This is a genomic window from Hymenobacter tenuis (assembly GCF_054780495.1).
Map to the genome: position 1 here is coordinate 32,078 of NZ_BAAGWF010000004.1, position 17,307 is coordinate 49,384.

Sequence of the window (17,307 nt, forward strand, 5' to 3'; positions counted from 1 at the left end):
GATATATGCCTCGCCTCCGGAACATCAGCTGCTACGTATTGGCCTTCCTGTTTATTGGGGCGGGTATCCTGCATTTTGTGGTTCCTGCCGGGTTCCTCCGCATTGTGCCTCCGTACCTGCCAGCGCCCCTGCTGCTGGTGTACCTAAGCGGAGCCGCGGAGCTAGCGGGCGGACTAGGCCTGTTGCTGCCGGCAACCCGTCGGCTGGCCGGCTGGGGCCTGATTCTCTTGCTGATAGCGGTATTTCCGGCCAATGTGTATATGCTCCAGACGCACGGCGCGGGCCTGCCAGTGCCGGTGTGGGCGCTGTGGCTGCGGCTACCGTTGCAGGCAGTGCTCATGGCCTGGGTATGGTGGAGTAGCAAAGGTGAGGTAGCTGATAAAGAGCACGCATAGCCAACACTGGCGCTGTTTTTGTCTCGTGGCCAACTCGACAGTCGTGCTGCGGCTGGCCGTATTCCTCTTCCTTTTCTATATCGTTACATGATTAAAAGAATTTTACCCCTTGCTATGCTGCTGGCCGGATTTCAAACCTCCGTGGCCCAGGTAATTACGGATCAAGCCCGGGCCACCACTGCCCGCGACTCCCTGATGCAAGTTGCGGCAGCTACCCGCGCCGAGCTGTTGCAGCGCACTGGATTTATCGTGAAAGCGCCTCGCATGGGTGCCCGCCGCCACATCATCAGGGGCTACGTGATTCCGGCGTACGCGCAGAATCTCCCAGAAAATCGGTCAAAACGCAATTTGGTCTGGGAGCAGAAAACAGTGTATCGTCGCAATGGCCAAGTGGCAGAGCGCTACGTTGCTCGCCTGAAGGGCCAGCCGGTTCTACGTGAGCGGCGGCTTAACGGCACTACCCTCTGGCTGAGCCTGAACCGCCCCCAGAACCTGGCTGAGGCAAACGGTGCCACATCTAATGCTATTTATGGCACCTACGTGCGCGACGGATATTTCAATTTCGGCAGCAAGCGGTACCTAATAGCCCCGGCACGATAGCCGCTGTTGCGCACCATGCCTAGCCTCATCTGACATCACCTCCTCTAGCGTTGGAAGGGGGTGGTGTCAGTTGTTTTTTAGGGGGTTTGGGTAAAAGGCGGAGCTAGTACCTACGCTCCGTTTCTGGGAACATACCTTACTCCCAGCGAATATCCTTTACACGCAGCTGCAGGTTTTTCACGCCTCGGAACTCGTTCATTTCCACGGTATAGCACACGCTAAAGGGCTGCCCCTGCAGAATTTGCTCGTGGTACTCCCCTAGCCCGAAGCCAATGGCATCCACGGTATGGCGACCATCTTGGGTGAGGGTAAGCTTGAGGTGAGAGTTGCCCACAATCCGCGCTGAGTCGGGGGTAACGTACACCTGCTTGGAGGCAAACACGGGGTTAGGATTTCCGGGACCGAACGGCTCCATCTGGCTCAGCAGCCGGAAAAACGACGGCGTAATATCGCTCAGGTTGATGGTGTAGTCGATTTCGACGGGCGGAATGAGCTGCTCAGGCAAGATGCGCCCGGCTACAATGCGTTCAAACTTCTCGCGGAAGGCCGGCACATTCTCCACGGGTAGCGTGAGGCCCGCGGCGTACATGTGGCCGCCAAACTGGTCGAGCAGTTCCGCGCACTCTTCAATGGCCTGGTGCACATCAAACCCCACCACGGAGCGGGCCGAGCCGGTCGCTTTGCCGTTGCTTTCGGTGAGAATGATGGTAGGCCGGTAGTATTTATCCAGGCAGCGCGACGCCACAATGCCCACCACCCCTTTGTGCCAGTCTTCCTTGAACAACACGGTGGTGCGGGCCGAGCGGAGTAGATCGTCCTGCTCAATCATTTCCAGCGCTTCCTTCGTGATACTCGTATCGAATCCACGACGCTCCTGGTTGGTCTTGTCTACAACTCCGGCCTTCTCTACAGCCTCGGCAGTGCTTTCAGCTAGCAGCATGGCCACGGAGCGCTTGGCATCACCCATGCGGCCAGCAGCATTGATGCGCGGCGCAAACCCGAATACCAAGCTGCTGATGTTGAGCTCGGCCATTTGCAGGCCTGCTAGCTCCCGCAGCGCATCCAGGCCGGGGCGCTGGGGCCGGGTGCGGTCATTGATGAGGTGCAGGCCGTGGTAGGCCAGAGTCCGGTTCTCGCCATAAATGGGTACGATATCAGCGGCAATGCTCACCGCTACTAGGTCCAGCAACTCGTACAAGTCATCTTCGGGCAGGCCTTGGTGCTGCGTAAATGCTTGCATCAGCTTGAACCCCACGCCACAGCCGGAGAGCTCCTTAAACGGGTAGGCACAATCAGTGCGCTTGGGGTCCAGTACGGCTATTGCGGCGGGCAGCTCGGCGCCGGGCAAGTGGTGGTCACAGATGATAAAATCGACGCCGCGCGTGTTGGCGTAGGCTATCTTCTCCACCGCCTTCACGCCGCAGTCAAGCGCAATAATCAGCTGGTAGCCGTGCTCCGCCGCAAAGTCGATACCCGCGTCAGAAATGCCGTAGCCTTCTTTGTAGCGGTCCGGAATGTAATAGTCGATGCGCTCGGGGCCGAAAAACTGACGCAGGTAGCTGTATACCAGCGCTACAGAGGTAGTCCCGTCCACGTCATAGTCGCCAAACACGAGAACCCGCTCGCCTAGGTGCAGGGCCCGGACCAACCGGTCAACGGCACGGTCCATGTCACGCATTAGAAGCGGATCAGGCAGGGTATCGAGGGCGGGGCGGAAAAAAGCGCGCGCCTCCTCGAAGGTGCACACTTTTCGCTGGCAGAGCAGGGAAATGATAGCCTCGTTGACGCGCAGGGCGTCGGCCAGGTGCCGTACTGTTTCAGCGTCGGGCGCAGGCTTGCGAATCCACCGTTTTTCCATAATCTGACAGGTACCCACAGTGGGCTATACCTTCAAAAGTACGAAGAAAAACCGCGTTTGCCGCCGTATTTACCCTCTCATATTCCAATGAATTTATCAGATCGGCTGGGTACTCAGCGGTTTGAATGGCCGTTAAAACCTTGCGTCGGGCGGCTACTTCTAGTAAGCCAGATGCAGGCACAAACTGATAAAGCACGGCCATACTACCCCATTGTGTTGGCTGAAGCTAACTATGCCACTACTTTAATTCACCACGTCGCCGCGCAGCTTGCGGAAGCGTTTGCGGGCTTCGGCCACGTAAATACTGCCGGGGTACTTGGTAAGCACCTGGTTGTAGAGCTGCTGCGCTTTCTCGGAGTCGCGCAGATTTTCTTCCTGAATACTGGCGGCCAGAAACAGCGCGTCGTCGCTGAGCACATCGTATTTCGGGTTGCCGGTTATGCGCTCCAGCGTACCTAGGGCGCCGGTGTAGTCGCCGGTGCGGCGCTGCAACTGTGCTTTCAGGTACCACGCATCATCCTGCAGCGCGTGGCCGGGGTATTTCTGCAGGAGCGCATCTAGCCCGCGTAGTGCTTCCGGAATCTTGTTCTGGAACACCTGCTGCTCTACTACGGCATAGTCGCGTAGGGCCACGCCGGCGGTGTCCATGGCCGTGTTATCGGTGATGAGCAGGCTGAGCTGCATGGCGTCGTTGGCAATTTCGCGGCTGGTTGCCTGCTTCAAAATATCCAGGTGCGACTGGGCTAGCTTGAAGTCGCCGGCAAAGTAGCTCAGGCGGGCATTGCGCAGCTTGGCATCGTAGCCCAGGGGCGTATCCTTGTGCGACTTCTCTACTTGCGAGTACAAGAGTGTGGCCTCCCATGGCTCACTGCGGAGCAGGAAAATATCGGCTAGGTCAATTTTGGCCTGATCCACCACATCAATACTGGCCCGCGGCATGTCAATCACCTCATTCAGAAGCTTGATGGCGGCCTCTTTCTCATCGAGCTGGAATGCCTGCAAGGCGGCCATGCTACGTAGCACCGGCGCGGTTTCCGGCGTCCGGCCCAAGTCAGTTAGCACCTGTTGATATTCCTGCAGCAAACTCCGCAACTGCGCCACCTGCACCGGATAGGTAGTGCGAACCTGGTCTTCCCGGGTTTGCACCAGGCGCTGGCGGGCCAGGGCGTAGAACGGTTTGCCGCGGTATTCGCGCACTACATACTCATAGCCACTGATGGCGCTTTCATAGTCTTTGTTGCGGCGGGCAATTTCGGCCACTTCCAGCACGCGCTGCCCTTCCGAACGCTCTCGGCGGTCGAGGGCTTTGGCTTGCACCAGCGCCCCTGTGAAGTCGCGGCGCTGCACTTGCAGCCACAGCAGCAGTTCACTGTACACGGTGCGCTCGGGGTTTTTCTGCACCAGCCCTAGCAACTCCTTCTCCAATACGGCAAAGTCCTTGTCGTCTTGCAGGCTGTTCTGGAGCATGTTGCGCACGAAGGGCAACTGCTGCTCATCCTGTTGCACCAGGCGCAGGGTTTCGGTCATGAGCTTATCGTTCTGCCCGCTTTGGGTGTAGAGCTGAATAAGCTGGGTTGCAAACTCATGGTCGTTTTTGGCCAGCTCACGCCCCCGCAAGTAGGTGCGCGTTGCCCACTCCGGCAAGTTCAGCTTCTGAAACTCTGTAGCAACCTGTACCACCTGGGCGCTGGTTAGCTGAGCCAAGGCTTTTTCCCATTGCTTTTGGGCGTTGCTTTGTTCACCGGCTTTGGCATACACCTGGCCTAGCATCACTCCTAGTGCGGCATCATCGGGGCGCTGGCGTTGGGCACGCTTCACTAGTTTCTCTGCTTCCTTATCGCGCTTGAGGGCCTGCAATGCGGCTACATAGTCGGGCAAGATAGTGGCCGCTACCTGCTCATCGGCGCGCAACCGCCCAAACAGAAAGGCCGCCTTCTCGTGCTCCCCCTGCCGCTCATACTCGCGGGCCAGCTTAATGCTGCTATCTTCATTTGTCTGTGCTAGGGCAGGCGCAACCTGCCCCCCTCCAACTAGCAGTAGCGCCAGGCTGCCTAGGCGCACAACCGAACCCAACGATTTCTTCATAAGCGGATAACGGAAAAACCCGGGGCAGAGTGCCGGAGGCAGAGACACTAGAAAGATGAGTTTGATGCTTAGCAGGACCTAGTGAGATAAGCGAAACAACAATAGCTGTTACTTAGCTAGCCCTCAGGAGCACAAAAAAGGACCGCACCCTAAGGTACGGCCCTTTTGCATTTACTAGGAGGCCGCGCGGCTTAGAAGAACTTCGTGCGGTTGTCCTTGATGTTGGCTTGCTGCTTGATGGCTTCGTAGGTGAGGCCGTCGGTGCGGGCTACGCGCTGAGCGGCCAGCTGCTGACGCACCGCTTTCACATCGGTAGCGTTGGTAGCAGGCTGCACGCTTACAGGCTCCACAATCAGCACGCCTTGCTCACCGGCAAATGGCGCCGATTTCTGACCGGGCTTCAGGCCGAAGGCTTTGCCAACAGCTACGGGCTCATTGCCGAGGCCCGGAATCAGGCCCTGACCAATGGTAACGCCATCAGCAGTTTTTACCTGTGCACCGTTGCCGTACGCCTGAGCAATCTGCTCCAGCGTGCCCTTCGATGCGTTTAGCTTTTTCATGATCTGCTCGGCCTTGAGTTCGTTGCGAACCAGGGCCGTGATTTCAGGCTTCACGCTGGCTACATCGGCGGTGCCTTTGCTCCGCTCTCCAGTCAGAACCGCAATTACGTACTGGTCACCGATTTCAAACACCTCCGAAACGTCACCTACTTTGGTAGGCGAGCCTTCTGGGTTGATGCCGTAGGCCCAACGCACCAACTGGCGAGCACCTTGCAGGTTATTTACAGCTTGGTCGCCGCGGCCCAGGCCTTTGGCTTCTACTTTCTGCAGGCTCTTGTCTTTCGCTACAGCGCTGCGGAACGAGGCCAGATCGGTAGCGGCGCCTTTCAGCTGCTGGGCTTTCTGGTAAGCAGCGTCGCGGGTAGCGTCGGTGGGCTGAATGCTCTTTTGCACGGTAGCCACCTGGTAGGTCTGTGCAGTTTTAGGAGCCGTGATTTTCACAATGTGGTAGCCAAATGAGGTCTTCACCAGGTTTGGCAGCAAGCCGGCCGAGGTAGCCCCGAATACGGCTTTCTCAAACTCCGGCACCATGCGGCCCTGCTGGAACCAGCCTAGGTCGCCGCCGGTAGCCGTAGTACCATCTGTACCGTATTGGCGTGCCATTTCCGCGAAATCAGCACCGCCTTTGATTTTGTTCAATACCTCCGTTGCCTTGGCTTTGGCCGCGGCATCGGCCTCCGGCGTAGTGGCATCCGCCTTAATTAGGATGTGGCTGGCACGAGCGGCAGCCTGAGCACCGGCTTTCTGGCTCGATACTTTGTAAAGCGAGTAAGTGCCGTTTTCGGCGTAGGGGCCATACACTTTGCCTACCTGCAGGGGCAGCTGAGCACGCAGCTTCTCAGGCATATCAGCCGGCGAAAGGAAAGCGGGGCTGGCAGGAGCATCCGAGTTCAGCTTCACGAAAACTGAGTCAACCGGTGCCGAAGCAAACTGGGTGGCTAGCTCGTCAACCGTTTTCTTGATGGTAGTGCTGTCTTCTACGGAAGCCGTTACCGGAATCGAAACGTACTCAATGCTCCGGCCATCCTCTACTTGGTAGCGGCTTTTGTTTTTGTCGAGGTACGCCTGCAGCTGCTCGTTGCTCACTTTCACGCTCGAATCAGAAACCGAGAAGTACGGCACGATCAGGTAACGCACATTCGCGCGGGTGTTCTGTGCCTGATCGAAACGCTTGGCTTCAGCCGAGGTAACGTAGGTGCTCAGCTTGAGCAGGTTGTTGTACTTCACAGCCAGACGCTCTGGGCCCAAGTTGGCTTCAAAATTCAGGAAGGCGGCCTTGGCCTGCGGATCTATCTTGTCGAGGTTGCGCAGGTACTCAATTACTTTGGTGCGGTTGAACTGCCCGGTCTGGGGGTCCGTGAAGGCCTGCCGAATGCTGGGGTGAGGATTTTCGCCCTGCACCATCTCCGTCAGCTCCTCGTCCGACACTTTCAGACCCAACCGATCAAACTCTTTCTGGAAGGCAATGCGGTAGATGATCTGGTTCCAGGCCTGGTCGCGCAGGTAGCCTTGGGCTTGATCGTCGGGCTGGCGCTGCTGCTGGGCAACAAAGGCTTGCTTAGCCTGCTCCAGGGTGTTGTTGAACTCATCGTACTCCACCTTTTCACCAGCTACTTCGCCAACGGTCATATCGTTGCTGTTGAAGATGCTGCTACGGCCATACAGGAAGTCGCCTCCCAGCATAAAGAGCAGCAGGCCGATGATGATGGCCCCGACCGCCCAGCCCGATTTTTCTCGAATCGTGTTGATTAATGCCATTTACTTGAAGAAAAGCGCAGTAGAAAAGTGGAAATGAGGTGCAAAATAACCAAAAAAGATGGGCATTAGATAATGAAATGCAAAGGGCTTAAGCAGATAGACTTACCTAGGAGCAATGAGTTTCATCACCGAAGTGCGCCTTTGGCTACCTCCTGCATCGTTAAGAACCACAAAAGACCTCCCGGTTCCGAAGCAGCCGTCCGGTTCGAACAGCTGCCCAGACGCAGAAGGTCCTTCGGTTTGAGCCCGTTGGAGGGCTAGTATTCTCTAGCGTTTTTTCTTGGGCTTGGCGGGTTTCCGGGTGGTGGCCTGTGTTGCTTTGCGGGCAGCTTCGGCTTCAGCAGCAGCCACTTTATCGCGCCAGCGCAGGTAGCGCAGCCCCATAATAAAGCCGAAGGAAAGCATGTACAGGGGGTAGTTGGCATATAACCCTTCCATGCCGCCCGTGGCCAGCGTTTGGTAGGTGGCAATGACAAAGGTCACGACCCCCAAGACGAAAAGAATGGTGCGGCTGATGCCGGGGTCCCAGAATCGTTTCATGGTGTGATGGTTAGCGGCTAGGTGGTGCGGGAGCAGCCGTCGGTGCGTTTTGCAGCGTAAACACACCGGTAGGCGTCAGGATACGGTAGCGCGAGAAATCCTGGTTGGCTGTGAGCCCGCGGCCGGTTAGCACTTCCGTAGGGGTAGTAACCCGAATGGCCGTTTGCTCTTTGGTGTAGATAGAAGCTTTCTGCTTGTCATAGAAAGCTTCCTCCGTGTTCATGCGCTGCTGCTTGGGCACATTCATTACCTGCACGCTGCCACGCATGGTATACAGGTTTTTGGCCTTCTCGAACTTACCGTAGTTGCCGCTGATGGTGTTCACCACCTCCTGTCCGTCTTCTCCCAGAAAAGTCAGCTTCACCCCTTTCGGGTACACCATATCGCCGCTTTCAAACTGCTGCTCCAGGGGGGCCGTCAGACGGATACGTAGTTTGGCTGAGTCACTGACCAGCATCAATACGTTCTGAGTTTCAACCAGCGGCCCTTTGTAGGTGATTTTTTTGGCCACCAACTTTTCATCTTCCTGTTTATGACAACCGGCTAGCGCAACTGCCCCCGCAAGAGTGGCAGCCAGAAAGGAAAAGGGCATCACCTTCATAGCAGCGGTACTATTCGATACGACGCTTGATAAACCACCGGTTGTTTAGGCTCACGCCTAGCTGCATCCGTACGTAGTTTTCTTGCACGTTGCGCTCCGTTACGCCGCTAGGGAGTTGCTGCACATCCGTGTTGCCGCGCTTACCATAAGTAAATGCTAGGTTAATGGTTGTAGCATCCAGCGGGGTGGCGGTAGGCAGCGGTAGCGCAAAGCCCCAGCTAATTGAGCGGTCGTAGAGTGTATTGCCTCCGGGGCGGTAAGGCTGCTGCGCGGCACTCAGGCCAACGCGGTAGGTTACGCGCTTAAAGTAGTTATCTACGGAAGTAGCATCGGGAGTTAACTCCCCTCCTATTCCGCCGCGGTAGGTATCACTAAGCAGCACCCCGGCGGTACCGCCCTGATCCCCGAAGGCCTGGAACTTCGACCACTGCTGATGCGACCCTTCCAGGTTAAGGCTCCAGCTGCGGTTATTGTCGAGGCTGATACCAATTTGGGTGAGAGCTGGCACGCGTGCTTTACCACCCGTTTCAGTTTCTAGCGCAATAGAGGAGGTTTGCACACCCGTTGCGTCTTGGCGGAGTAGGTTTATGTCCCGTTCGCCGTCGAGGTTAGAGCGGAAGCTGTAGGTGCCACCCAGGTTATAGTTGAGCTTATCCGTGAACTTACCCCGGTAGTGCGCTCCGGCCCGGAAAGCAAAATCGGAGTAGCGCACGTGCTGCTGATAAATATCGGAGTTGGCAATTTCCAGTGCAGTGGCGCTAGAGGCGATGCGCGTTCCTGCTTCCTGATCGATGCTGCCAAATATGTAGCCCGCTGAAACACCCGCTGAAAAGCCTTTGGCCAACCGGACGGCATGGCTCATATAAGCTTCGGCTAGCCCGCCACTACCCTTGTACGTCTTCTCAACCAACGCCGTAGGGTCACCAACTACGCTGTTGTCGCGCGTTACGGATTCGTAATCGACGGTGCTGTAGGGTTTCAGACCAATGGCGCCGGCCCACCGCCGCGTGATGGGCACGGCTAATGCTAGGTAGCTCAGGTTTGCCGAGCCCGTCCGCTGGCGGCTAACCGAGTTGCTGAGAGTTTTGAACTGAGCAGAATAGCCGCCTTCAAAGGTTGTCCGGACGGTGTAGTACAGCAACGCCGGGTTCATCTCGTTTACGTTTACACTGTTGGGGGCTGCCACCCCCACGCCACCCATGCCCATCTGCCGCACACCGCCGGTGTTGAGGCTGGCATCGCCGAGGCCGAGGCGTGAGTAGGGCGAGTTGCCGAGGCCCTGCCCCTGCACAGTTGGCGCAGCCGCCAGCAAACCCAGCAGCGAAAGACCACCGGCCAGGCCGGTGAAGTTAGGTTGAGACATGGTGTACTAAAATTCGATGGAGCCCAATCAGCACGAGCTCCGGAACAACAAAGATAGGGCCTTTCAGCCGGGCTTGGAAAAAGCGGGCGTCGCCACCGGCCAGCACTACTGCCAGCTGCGGAAACTGCGCCTTATACTCGGCCAGCATACCGTTTACTTCTGCCACCGCGCCGTTCAGCACGCCGCTACGAATAGCCGCCTCAGTAGTATCGCCGGTAAGCGGCAGAGTAGCCGCTGAGGCGCCCTCTGGCATGGCAACTAAAGGAAGCCGACCCGTAAACGTATGAAGCGCCTGAAAACGCATGCCTAGGCCCGGCGCAATACTTCCTCCCCGGAAAACAGGTTCGCATTCTACTAGGTCACACTTGATGGCCGTACCGGCATCTACAATAACTACGTCGCGGCCAGGCAAGAGCCACGCGGCTCCCACGGCGGCAGCCAGCCGGTCGGCGCCTAGGGTGTGCGGCGTAGCATACCCATTGCGAATAGGCAGCGAAGTGCTAGCCGGCGCAAACTCCAGAACCGTCCCGGGCACCATACTGCGCAGTTTTGTAGCCCACGCAGCTGTTGGTTCGGCCACCGAAGCTACTACCCCGTGCTGAGGCTGCAACCGTGTTACGGCTTCCCACACCTGCTCCGGCGTTTGGCCCACTGCTGACTCTAAGAGTACATCCGCCTCAAAGCAGCCATACTTAACTGCCGTGTTGCCAATGTCAAGAGAAAGTGTGCGCACGAAATAAGGGAGGGTCAGGTAGAGAAGTGCAAGGTAGGAAGCAAAAAATGATGAGCTGTACTAGAGTCAATGACCAGCAGCTCATCATTTTTTGCTTACGCCGTACCGCTAAGAGCCGCCCGCTAGGCGGGCGGTTGCGTTCCTACATAAAATACTTCAATCGAATCACTTCCTTTTCATTGAGGAAGCGCCATTTGCCGCGGGGCAAGTCTTTTTTGGTCAGGCCCGCATACTGCACTCGGTCTAGGGTTACTACATCGTAGCCCAGGTGCTCAAAAATGCGGCGTACAATGCGGTTACGGCCAATATGGATTTCTACACCCACGAAGTGCGGGTTACCGGCCACTACGGCCACGTCATCCACTTCGGCTTTGCCATCTTCCAGCTCCACACCGGCCGCAATCTGCTTTAGGTGCTCCTCTGTAAGCGGCTTGTCCAGTTCTACCTGGTAAATCTTTTTGTTGCGGTGCGACGGGTGCGAGAGTTTCTGCGCTACCTCTCCATCGTTGGTGAACAGCAACAAGCCCGTCGTGTTGCGGTCGAGGCGGCCTACCGGGAAAACGCGCTCCTTAGAAGCGTTCTTCACCAGTTCCATTACTGTACGGCGGCCTTCCGGATCATCGGTGGTGGTCAGGTAATCTTTGGGCTTGTTCAGCAGCACGTACACCAGCTTCTCCCGATTGAGGTTGGTCTTGCCATACTGCACCGTATCGGAGGGCTGCACTTTGTAGCCCATTTCCGTCACTACCTCACCATTTACTTTAATCTCACCCGCAGCAATCAGCGAGTCAGCTTCGCGGCGGGAGCAGATGCCAGCGTTAGCAATGTAGCGGTTCAGCCGTACTTCGTCGGCGCCTCCTTCTTCCTCTTCCCGACGGCGCTTGTTACCACGGTTTTTATCCTCCTCGTAGAATTTGAGGTTCTTGTAGTCAGGTGCGACCCCTTCCACTTCACCATATTTGCGCTTGCCAGCTTGGTTCGAGTTCGGGGCCTGCTCACCACGGCCTACAAACTCATCGTGGGCCCGACGAGGGCGCTCCTGAGCACCACCGCGGCTGTCCCTACGGTCAGCGCCGAAGCTGCGCTTGTCGCCAGCGCCACTTTCCCGGCGGTCGGAGCCGAACGAGCGGCCCTCACGCTTATCTCCGCTAAAGGAACCGGGGCGTGCAGTACGCTTCTCGCCGAAGCTGCCACCACCAAACCCGCCTTCGCGGCGCTCGCCACCAAACCCTTGGGGCTTGCGGCTACCAAACTCGCGCTTCTCTTCCCGGTCATCGCGGAAGTTGCCTTCGGGGCGCGGAGCACGCTCAGGACGTTGATCTTCCAAGCCTTCGGGGCGGCCCCGGAAGTCGAACGGACGAGCTGGTCGAACCTGCCGGTCGCCTCCAAAGCTTTCGCGCTCCGGGCGTTCCTCGTTGTCGCGGGGGCGGAAGTTGCTGGGGCGCGGCTGTTCTGGCTCGTTGGGATTCTGCTTTATAAACTTACGGTTCCGCTCGCCGGGCAAGCCGCGAGGAACGGCTGGCCTACCCTCTTGACCGCGGTAAGGCTGACCACCCCAGGTTTGCTTGTTTTCGAAATTCTGAATAGGACGTTCATCACGACGCTCTTCCCGGCGTTCATCTCGGCCAAAGCCCGATGACCGACGGTCGTTACGGTCATCAAAACGACGCGATTCGTTGCCGCCGAAGTCGCGGCCACCACGCTGGCCAAAGCCACCGGGACGGCCTTCGTTACCACGGGCAGCACCACCACCAGTAGCTCCAAACTTCTTAGGGCCGCCAAAGCCGCCGGCGTTGCCGAATTTCTTGGGACCACCAAAGCCGCTGCTGTTGCCAGTACGCCCAAAGGATGGACGCTCACCACGCGCATCGTCATTGCCGAAGCGGGGGTTGCCGCCTGTGCGCTCGTTGCGCTCACGGCCAGGCTGCGTAAATTTGCGGGGGCCATCAGGCCCATTGAAGTTGCCGGATGGACGGCCCGTAGTACGGCCGCGGCGGTTTGGCGTGTTGTCGCCGGAAGAGTGTTGCTTGCCCATGTGGATTAAGCGTGTGTGCCGTATCGCTACGGTACGGTTAAAAAATCAGGATGTACTAGGGGGTTCAAAGCAGCAAACGACCTAGCGCTGAAAACAGTGCCCGGACCAGCAACACGGCCCCAATTGTGGGAGCCGGCTACAAGTCCGGGCAGTAAGCAAGGCAGCGCGGGTTTAGTCGCGGCGAGCCATTTTGGCTTCAATGGAGTGCTGGGTGTGCGGTACTGCACGCAGGCGTTCCTTCGGAATCAACTTGCCTGTACCAATGCACACGCCGTAGGTACCATTCTTGATACGAATCAGGGCATTCTCGAGCTGCTGGATAAACTTCATTTGGCGCGAGGCCAACTGGTTTAGGCTTTCCTTTTCAGCCGTATCGGCACCGTCTTCCAACACCTTCGAAGAAGAAGCCGTGTTATCAGTACCCGTATCGTTTTTACGGCTTAGCGTCTCTTTAATGAATGCCACTTCCTTGCGGGCCGCGGTGAGCTTGTCTTGAATGATTTGCTCAAACTCCGCGAGTTCTTCCCTGGAATAGCGTAGGGATTCTTCACTCATGTTGGTGCAGGGAAAGGTTAATATGAATTATTGATTGGCTAGAATGCCTGCTCTCGAAAAGTCCAAACATTACAGTTAAAACCCAACAGCCTGTCGCGCAAATAAGTTTATCTCATTGAGCGGGCTGCCTTTGTGGATGCTCCCAGTTATGCTTAGATACTCTTTTCCTTCAGGCTATTTCGGGCGCAAAGCTACAGTTTTGTCTGATATTCAATACCAGGTGCAGTTAGAAGTCGCTTTATGCTCAGCAGATTGCTTATTTAACCGCCTTGGCTTACGGCTGGCGGGTACTATCACTGGCTGTTTGCGGAGGGTTTAGCTTCCCAACCTGCCTAGTACTGGCACCTCACGTCTGATAGTAGTGGTGCTAGAACCCGAGCATATGGATGGCTGCTACCGCGCCCTCTACCCCTTTGTTGCCATGCTTGCCGCCGGCCCGGTCCCAGGCCTGTTCCAGCGTGTTAGTCGTTACCAGCCCGAAAATAACGGGCTTGTTGTACTTCAGCCCCACGTTAGTAATACCGCTGGCTACGGCGTGGCAGATGTAATCATCGTGCTTGGTTTCGCCCTTGATGACAACCCCTAGGCAAATGACCGCATCAATTTCTTCGTGTTGGGCCAGCAACTGGGCACCCAAGGTTAGCTCGAAGCTGCCGGGCACGGTGTTGCGGAAGATATTCTCGGGCTTGGCGCCGTGCTTAATCAGGGTTTCGTAAGCGCCCTGGGCCAGCGTGTCGGTTATTTCTCTGTTCCACTCGGCTACTACCAAGCCAAAACGCTTGTCAGCTATATCGATGAAGTTATCAGAGGTGTAGTCACTTAGGTTTTTGAGGGAAGTGGCCATGAACAGGAAATTCGCTGGTGAACGCGCTGGGTGCGCCTAATACTGCGAGCAAAGATACGGGCTTACGCCACTCTGCTCCTGCCTGAAGTAAACAAGAAGAGGCAGCCTAGGGCTGCCTCTTCTTGTTTGTGCTACTAGCTGAAACACTTGATGGCTATTTGCCAGTTAGTGCTTCGGCGCGGGCTTTGTATTGTTTGGCTTCGTTAGCCTCTGCGGACACCGGATACTCTGTGAGAATCTTGTCGTAAGCAGCAACGGCTTCGGTATACTCCTTGGCTAGTTCGCGGGCTGTAGCTTCCTTAAGCAGGTAACCGGGCGAGAAGTACTCGTTTGCTTTGTAGTTAGCAGCCTTGCTGTAGAAGTCAGCTGCTTCCTTTGGCTGGTTCAGCTCTAGGTGCGCATCGCCTAGCAGCGAGTATGCCCGAGCCTGTACTAGGTAATCGTCGGAGGTGAAGTCCTCGAGGTAATCAATAGCCTGCTTGAACTGCCCTTGCTTTAACGCGGCCGCGCCGGCATAAAAGTTGGCTAGGTTGCCGGCATGGGTACCACTGTACTCCGAAGCTACGCGCTCCAGACCAGGGTTCCGGCCGTCGCCTTTCATGGCCTTCTGCAGCGAGTCGGCTTCCCAATAGTTCACGGCCTGTACCAAGGCAGCCTGGCCTTTGGTGTCCTGCGAGTCGCGCCACAGGTAGTAGCCGAAGCCACCTACCACTGCCAGCACTACCACTGCCAGCAAGCTGAGCAGAGCAGTTTTGTTACGACGCACAAAGTCTTCCGACTCCACCAGGCGCGTGGCCAGGGCATCGGGGTCTTCCAGCAGCGGATGCTCGGGGTTGTAGGCTTCGGCCGGTTGTAGCGGATCCGAGGATACTACGCGCTGCTGTTGCTGCTGGCGGGCCTGAGGACTTTTGCCCGTGAAAGGAATCTTCGACATGGAATTACTCTGGTAGAGGCCCGTATTTGGCCGGGTATGCTTCCGCTAGGTTAGTCGCGGATGTAGGGGTAGTCCTGCTGAACGTACACGTCCTTGTACAACTCATCGGCTGTTGGGAAGGGCGAGTTCTCAGCAAACTCAACTGACTCCTGTACCTGCGCCTTGATCTTCTCATCAATTGCTGCCAGCTCCTCTTCCGTTGCCATGTTATGGGTCAGGATGGTGTGCCGAACAGATTCGATGGAGTCGCGGGAACGGTAATCCTCCAACTCCTCTTTGGTGCGGTACTTGGCGGGGTCACTCATGGAGTGGCCTTTGTAGCGATACGTCTTAAACTCCAGGAACGTGGGGCCTTCACCAGCACGGGCACGCTCGGCGGCACGGGCTACGGCGTTGTGCACATCTTCCACGTTCATGGCATTCACCGGCTCCGATGGCATGTCGTAGCTTTCACCCATAGTGTACAGCTCCGTAACGTTGGAGCTGCGCTGTACCGAAGTACCCATGGCGTAGCCGTTGTTCTCTACCACGAATATCACGGGCAGTTTCCACAGCATGGCCATGTTAAAGGCTTCGTGAAGCGCGCCCTGACGGACAGCACCGTCGCCCATGTAGCAGATGCACAGGTTACCGGTTTTATTGTACTTCTCAGCAAAGCCAATACCAGCGCCCATGGGTACCTGCGCACCTACGATGCCGTGGCCACCAATGAAGTTCACTTCTCTATCGAAGATGTGCATGGAGCCCCCTTTGCCTTTCGAGCAGCCGGTGGCTTTGGCATACAGCTCAGCCATGATGGCGTTCGGTGAGGTACCTAGCGCTAGAGGGTGGGCATGGTCACGGTAAGCGGTAATCCACTTATCGTCTTTGGTCAGAGCCGATACAGCTCCGGCTACGCACGCTTCCTGACCAATATAGAGGTGGCAAAATCCTTTGATTTTCTGCTGGCCATAAAGCTGGCCGGCTTTCTCTTCAAATTTACGCATGAGCTGCATTTGCTCATACCACTGCATATAGGTCTCCTTCGGAAATTCCGGGTTGGCCGGAGTAGTTGCTTTAGGAGCGCCGGTAGCTTCCTTGGCCTCGCCATTGGCGGGGGGTAATACCGGATCAGGCTGTTTTACCGTATCGGTAGCAGCCTTGCCCTTAGAGGCAGCTTTCGGTGCCGACGATTTTTTCGTCGAATTGGAAGCCTTCGGGGCAGCCTTTACTTTCGTCTCCGCCATCTTGCTTTCGGTTGTTCGCGTTTGGGATGCGAAAGTACGTAAAAGGATTGCAATTCCGAACCCAAAGCATGATACTAGAAACCCTTCACCTGCTCTTCTTTAAAAACTACGAAGAAGCCAATCTGGGACTCTCGCCGCATATCAATTGCTTTATCGGGGATAATGGCAGCGGCAAAACCAACTTGCTGGATGCCATCCATTATCTCTCGCTCACGAAAAGCGCTTTCACGTCTTCCGATACTCAGACAATAAAGCAGGGAGAAGAATTCTTTGTGGTGCGAGGTAAATTCCGGACGACGCCTGCTGAGAAGGCTGAAGCCATCCAGTGCAGCCTGCGCCTAGGCCAGAAGAAAGTAGTAACCCATAACAAGCAACCCTACGACCGAGTCTCGGACCACATCGGGCGATATCCGGTGGTGCTCATTTCTCCTTACGACACGGACCTGATCCGGCAGGGCAGTGAAGAGCGCCGCAAGTATTTCGATAGCCTGATCTCCCAGCTCGACCATGAGTACCTAGAGAACCTTATCCGGTACTCGCATCTATTAAAGCAACGCAACTCCGTTCTGAAGCTTGCCGCCGACCGCCAAGCCGGGTACGACCGTGACTACCTCCTCGTGTTAGATGAGCAGTTGGCTCCGGTTGGTGAGCAACTCGTAGCTAGGCGGCTGGCTTTCCTGGCGGAATTTGAGCCCGTGTTCCAGCGCCACTATGAGCAGTTGGCCGATGCCCGCGAGCAAGTGACGCTTACCTATAAGAGCGACTTGCCGGGCGCCGACTTCCTTAAGCTGCTGCGCTTACAGGAGCGCAAAGACATCACGTTGCAGCGCACCACCATGGGGCCGCACAAAGATGATGTCACGTTCCTGATGGATGGCTTGGCCGTGAAAGGCTACGGCTCGCAGGGACAACAGAAGTCGTTTGCCATTGCCCTGAAGCTGGCCCAGTTTGAAGTACTAGCCCACCACAAGCAGCACAAGCCCCTGCTCCTACTCGACGATATTTTCGACCGCCTGGATGAGAAGCGTATTACCCGCCTGATGCAGCTAGTAGCCAACCACACCTTCGGACAGATTTTTCTAACGGATACGCATCTGGAGCGAACTGACCGGGTATTGGCTTCCTTGTCAGAAGATATCCGCCGGTTTCGGGTCGATTCTGGGGTAGTAACGCCGCTTTAGCTGTTGAGGTAGGTACCTTTGTATCTACTTACCAATAGC

Annotated in this window: 15 protein-coding genes; 3 read left to right on the forward strand and 12 right to left on the reverse strand. The window is 56.6% G+C overall.

Annotated features, from left to right (window positions below; all coding sequences use genetic code 11):
• The first annotated feature begins 5 nt into the window (after window positions 1-5).
• Window positions 6-395, forward strand: coding sequence for a DoxX family protein (locus ACYVGU_RS13650; RefSeq protein WP_460622531.1), 390 nt, complete (start codon window positions 6-8; stop codon window positions 393-395).
• A gap of 87 nt (window positions 396-482) precedes the next feature.
• Complete coding sequence (locus ACYVGU_RS13655) at window positions 483-995, forward strand: hypothetical protein (RefSeq protein WP_460622532.1); 513 nt, start codon at window positions 483-485, stop codon at window positions 993-995.
• A 136-nt stretch (window positions 996-1,131) separates the two neighbouring features.
• On the opposite strand, the gene recJ is transcribed toward ACYVGU_RS13655, so the two are convergent.
• From recJ to pdhA, 12 genes are all read right to left on the reverse strand, one after another.
• A complete protein-coding gene (gene recJ, locus ACYVGU_RS13660) occupies window positions 1,132-2,853 on the reverse strand; it encodes a single-stranded-DNA-specific exonuclease RecJ (protein ID WP_460622533.1) in 1,722 nt (573 codons plus the stop codon).
• Between the two features lie 243 nt (window positions 2,854-3,096).
• Complete coding sequence (locus ACYVGU_RS13665) at window positions 3,097-4,938, reverse strand: tetratricopeptide repeat protein (protein ID WP_460622534.1); 1,842 nt, start codon at window positions 4,936-4,938, stop codon at window positions 3,097-3,099.
• Between the two features lie 191 nt (window positions 4,939-5,129).
• Window positions 5,130-7,256 (reverse strand): SurA N-terminal domain-containing protein, encoded by a 2,127-nt coding sequence (locus tag ACYVGU_RS13670; RefSeq protein WP_460622535.1) that lies wholly within the window; start codon window positions 7,254-7,256, stop codon window positions 5,130-5,132.
• Window positions 7,257-7,523: 267 nt separating this feature from the next.
• Window positions 7,524-7,796 (reverse strand): hypothetical protein, encoded by a 273-nt coding sequence (locus tag ACYVGU_RS13675; RefSeq protein WP_460622536.1) that lies wholly within the window; start codon window positions 7,794-7,796, stop codon window positions 7,524-7,526.
• A gap of 10 nt (window positions 7,797-7,806) precedes the next feature.
• Entirely contained in the window at window positions 7,807-8,388 is a 582-nt protein-coding gene (gene lptC, locus ACYVGU_RS13680) for an LPS export ABC transporter periplasmic protein LptC (RefSeq protein WP_460622537.1), read from the reverse strand.
• A 19-nt stretch (window positions 8,389-8,407) separates the two neighbouring features.
• Complete coding sequence (locus tag ACYVGU_RS13685; RefSeq protein ID WP_460622538.1) at window positions 8,408-9,760, reverse strand: hypothetical protein; 1,353 nt, start codon at window positions 9,758-9,760, stop codon at window positions 8,408-8,410.
• Complete coding sequence (locus ACYVGU_RS13690; protein ID WP_460622539.1) at window positions 9,747-10,493, reverse strand: type III pantothenate kinase; 747 nt, start codon at window positions 10,491-10,493, stop codon at window positions 9,747-9,749. The genes ACYVGU_RS13685 and ACYVGU_RS13690 overlap by 14 nt, the downstream gene beginning before the upstream one ends.
• Before the next feature lie 142 nt (window positions 10,494-10,635).
• Window positions 10,636-12,528 carry a pseudouridine synthase gene (locus ACYVGU_RS13695; protein WP_460622540.1) on the reverse strand — a complete coding sequence of 631 codons (1,893 nt, stop codon included), beginning with the start codon at window positions 12,526-12,528 and terminating at the stop codon, window positions 10,636-10,638.
• A gap of 171 nt (window positions 12,529-12,699) precedes the next feature.
• Window positions 12,700-13,083, reverse strand: a complete 384-nt coding sequence (locus ACYVGU_RS13700) for a TraR/DksA family transcriptional regulator (RefSeq protein ID WP_460613179.1) — start codon at window positions 13,081-13,083, stop codon at window positions 12,700-12,702.
• A gap of 367 nt (window positions 13,084-13,450) precedes the next feature.
• Complete coding sequence (ribH, locus tag ACYVGU_RS13705; protein ID WP_460622541.1) at window positions 13,451-13,927, reverse strand: 6,7-dimethyl-8-ribityllumazine synthase; 477 nt, start codon at window positions 13,925-13,927, stop codon at window positions 13,451-13,453.
• A 154-nt stretch (window positions 13,928-14,081) separates the two neighbouring features.
• Window positions 14,082-14,861 (reverse strand): tetratricopeptide repeat protein, encoded by a 780-nt coding sequence (locus ACYVGU_RS13710; protein WP_460613181.1) that lies wholly within the window; start codon window positions 14,859-14,861, stop codon window positions 14,082-14,084.
• A 50-nt stretch (window positions 14,862-14,911) separates the two neighbouring features.
• On the reverse strand, window positions 14,912-15,874 hold the full coding sequence (gene pdhA / locus ACYVGU_RS13715; protein ID WP_460623396.1) for a pyruvate dehydrogenase (acetyl-transferring) E1 component subunit alpha: 963 nt from the start codon (window positions 15,872-15,874) through the stop codon (window positions 14,912-14,914).
• A gap of 281 nt (window positions 15,875-16,155) precedes the next feature.
• Between pdhA and recF the strand changes: the two genes are divergently transcribed.
• Window positions 16,156-17,268, forward strand: coding sequence for a DNA replication/repair protein RecF (recF, locus tag ACYVGU_RS13720; protein WP_460613182.1), 1,113 nt, complete (start codon window positions 16,156-16,158; stop codon window positions 17,266-17,268).
• Window positions 17,269-17,307: the final 39 nt, after the last annotated feature.

Bases quoted from the DNA above. Each gene is read 5' to 3' on its own strand.
- ACYVGU_RS13650 (WP_460622531.1), top strand. From the start codon at position 6: ATGCCTCGCCTCCGGAACATCAGCTGCTACGTATTGGCCTTCCTGTTT.
- ACYVGU_RS13655 (WP_460622532.1), top strand. From the start codon at position 483: ATGATTAAAAGAATTTTACCCCTTGCTATGCTGCTGGCCGGATTTCAA.
- recJ (WP_460622533.1), bottom strand. From the start codon at position 2,853: ATGGAAAAACGGTGGATTCGCAAGCCTGCGCCCGACGCTGAAACAGTA.
- ACYVGU_RS13665 (WP_460622534.1), bottom strand. From the start codon at position 4,938: ATGAAGAAATCGTTGGGTTCGGTTGTGCGCCTAGGCAGCCTGGCGCTA.
- ACYVGU_RS13670 (WP_460622535.1), bottom strand. From the start codon at position 7,256: ATGGCATTAATCAACACGATTCGAGAAAAATCGGGCTGGGCGGTCGGG.
- ACYVGU_RS13675 (WP_460622536.1), bottom strand. From the start codon at position 7,796: ATGAAACGATTCTGGGACCCCGGCATCAGCCGCACCATTCTTTTCGTC.
- lptC (WP_460622537.1), bottom strand. From the start codon at position 8,388: ATGCCCTTTTCCTTTCTGGCTGCCACTCTTGCGGGGGCAGTTGCGCTA.
- ACYVGU_RS13685 (WP_460622538.1), bottom strand. From the start codon at position 9,760: ATGTCTCAACCTAACTTCACCGGCCTGGCCGGTGGTCTTTCGCTGCTG.
- ACYVGU_RS13695 (WP_460622540.1), bottom strand. From the start codon at position 12,528: ATGGGCAAGCAACACTCTTCCGGCGACAACACGCCAAACCGCCGCGGC.
- ACYVGU_RS13700 (WP_460613179.1), bottom strand. From the start codon at position 13,083: ATGAGTGAAGAATCCCTACGCTATTCCAGGGAAGAACTCGCGGAGTTT.
- ribH (WP_460622541.1), bottom strand. From the start codon at position 13,927: ATGGCCACTTCCCTCAAAAACCTAAGTGACTACACCTCTGATAACTTC.
- ACYVGU_RS13710 (WP_460613181.1), bottom strand. From the start codon at position 14,861: ATGTCGAAGATTCCTTTCACGGGCAAAAGTCCTCAGGCCCGCCAGCAG.
- pdhA (WP_460623396.1), bottom strand. From the start codon at position 15,874: ATGCAGTGGTATGAGCAAATGCAGCTCATGCGTAAATTTGAAGAGAAA.
- recF (WP_460613182.1), top strand. From the start codon at position 16,156: ATGATACTAGAAACCCTTCACCTGCTCTTCTTTAAAAACTACGAAGAA.